The following is a 2,500-nucleotide window of genomic DNA, read 5'->3' as shown; positions in this document are numbered from 1 at the left end:
GCCATGAGCAGGCTGAAGGTCAGGTAACACTGACTGGAGGGCCGAACCAGGGCACGTTGAAAAGTGCTTGGATGACTTGTGGCTAGGGGTGAAATTCCAATCGAACACGGATATAGCTGGTTCTCTCCGAAATAGCTTTAGGGCTAGCCTCGATGTTAAGTCTACTGGAGGTAGAGCACTGAATGGGTGATGGCCCCACCTCGGGGTACTGATCTCAATCAAACTCCGAATGCCAGATAGATATAATCGGGAGTCAGACTGTGGGTGATAAGGTCCATGGTCAAAAGGGAAAGAGCCCAGACCGCCAGCTAAGGCCCCCAAGTGTCCGTTAAGTGGAAAAGGATGTGGAGATGCACAGACAACTAGGAGGTTGGCTTAGAAGCAGCCATCCTTTAAAGAGTGCGTAATAGCTCACTAGTCGAGTGACTCTGCGCCGAAAATGTACCGGGGCTAAACGGACCGCCGAAGCTGCGGATTGACTTTAGAGTCAGTGGTAGGAGAGCGTTCTAACAGCGGTGAAGCAGTACCGGAAGGAGCTGTGGAGCGGTTAGAAGTGAGAATGCCGGTGTGAGTAGCGAAAGATAGGTGAGAATCCTATCCATCGAAAGCCTAAGGTTTCCAGGGGAAGGCTCGTCCGCCCTGGGTAAGTCGGGACCTAAGGTGAGGCCGAAAGGCGTAGCCGATGGACAACAGGTTGATATTCCTGTACCACTTATTAAACTGATGGAGTGACGGAGAAGGCTAAGTTGAGCGTGTGATTGGATTCACGTGTAAGCAGTGAGGTGGTCATGTAGGCAAATCCGCATGGCATAACATTGAGCTGTGATGCCGAAGCCGAATGGCGAAGTCAACTGACGTCACGCTTCCAAGAAAAGCTTCTAGGGTTAATTTAATAAGTGCCCGTACCGATAACCGACACAGGTAGGCGAGGAGAGAATCCTAAGATGAGCGAGAGAACTCTTGTTAAGGAACTCGGCAAAATGACCCCGTAACTTCGGGAGAAGGGGTGCTTGTGAAAGCAAGCCGCAGTGAATAGGCCCAGGCGACTGTTTATCAAAAACACAGGTCTCTGCTAAACCGCAAGGTGATGTATAGGGGCTGACGCCTGCCCGGTGCTGGAAGGTTAAGAGGAGAGGTTAGCGCAAGCGAAGCTTTGAATTGAAGCCCCAGTAAACGGCGGCCGTAACTATAACGGTCCTAAGGTAGCGAAATTCCTTGTCGGGTAAGTTCCGACCCGCACGAAAGGCGTAACGATCTGGGCGCTGTCTCAACAAGAGACTCGGTGAAATCATAGTACCTGTGAAGATGCAGGTTACCCGCGACAGGACGGAAAGACCCCGTGGAGCTTTACTGTAGCTTGATATTGAGCACTGGTGGCACATGTACAGGATAGGTAGGAGACGAAGAAACCAGGACGCCAGTCTTGGTGGAGTCGCTGTTGGGATACTACCCTTGTGTCACTGGGGTTCTAACCCGTGGCCCTTATCGGGTCAGGGAACAGTGTCAGGTGGGCAGTTTGACTGGGGCGGTCGCCTCCCAAAGAGTAACGGAGGCGCCCAAAGGTTCCCTCAGAATGGTTGGAAATCATTCGAAGAGTGTAAAGGCAGAAGGGAGCTTGACTGCGAGACCTACAAGTCGAGCAGGGACGAAAGTCGGGCTTAGTGATCCGGCGGTACCGAATGGAAGGGCCGTCGCTCAACGGATAAAAGCTACCCCGGGGATAACAGGCTGATCTCCCCCAAGAGTTCACATCGACGGGGAGGTTTGGCACCTCGATGTCGGCTCATCGCATCCTGGGGCTGTAGTCGGTCCCAAGGGTTGGGCTGTTCGCCCATTAAAGCGGTACGCGAGCTGGGTTCAGAACGTCGTGAGACAGTTCGGTCCCTATCCGTCGTGGGCGTAGGAAATTTGAGAGGAGCTGTCCTTAGTACGAGAGGACCGGGATGGACACACCGCTGGTGTACCAGTTGTTCTGCCAGGAGCATAGCTGGGTAGCTACGTGTGGACGGGATAAACGCTGAAAGCATCTAAGCGTGAAGCCCCCCTCAAGATGAGATTTCCCATTCGAAAGAAGTAAGATCCCTTGAAGACGACGAGGTTGATAGGTCAGGAGTGGAAGTGTGGTGACACATGGAGCGGACTGATACTAATCGATCGAGGACTTAACCAAAGAAACTGAAGAAGATATCTAGTTTTGGAAGATTAACAACATCTTTCAATGGTCTAGTGATGATGGCAAGGAGGGCACACCTGTTCCCATACCGAACACAGAAGTTAAGCTCCTTAGCGCCGAGGGTAGTACGCAAGTGCGAGAGTAGGACGTCGCTGGGCCAAACCTATATGCGGGTGTAGTTTAATGGTAGAACTTCAGCCTTCCAAGCTGACTGTGAGAGTTCGATTCTCTTCACCCGCTCCAATTCGAATAGTCGCACTCTTAGAGTGCTTTTTTTATCCCTTGTGAGAATATGAAATAAGGATGATAAAAAAAATAAAAAAGTGT

General features: G+C 51.4%; 1 tRNA gene and 2 rRNA genes (1 of these 3 cut by a window edge). All 3 read left to right on the top strand.

Annotated features, from left to right (window positions below):
- Positions 1 to 2,170, top strand: a 23S ribosomal RNA gene (locus tag J0J69_RS08345) (it extends 721 nt beyond the left edge of the window).
- 52 nt (positions 2,171 to 2,222) lie between these two features.
- Positions 2,223 to 2,331: ribosomal RNA gene (gene rrf, locus J0J69_RS08340) — 5S ribosomal RNA — on the top strand.
- 11 nt (positions 2,332 to 2,342) lie between these two features.
- Positions 2,343 to 2,416, top strand: a tRNA-Gly gene (locus J0J69_RS08335).
- Positions 2,417 to 2,500 lie beyond the last annotated feature (84 nt).

Origin of the sequence: Turicibacter bilis (assembly GCF_024499055.1) — a bacterium.
GTDB classification, from domain to species: domain Bacteria; phylum Bacillota_I; class Bacilli_A; order MOL361; family Turicibacteraceae; genus Turicibacter; species Turicibacter bilis.
This window is presented reverse-complemented; position numbering and strand designations above follow the sequence as displayed.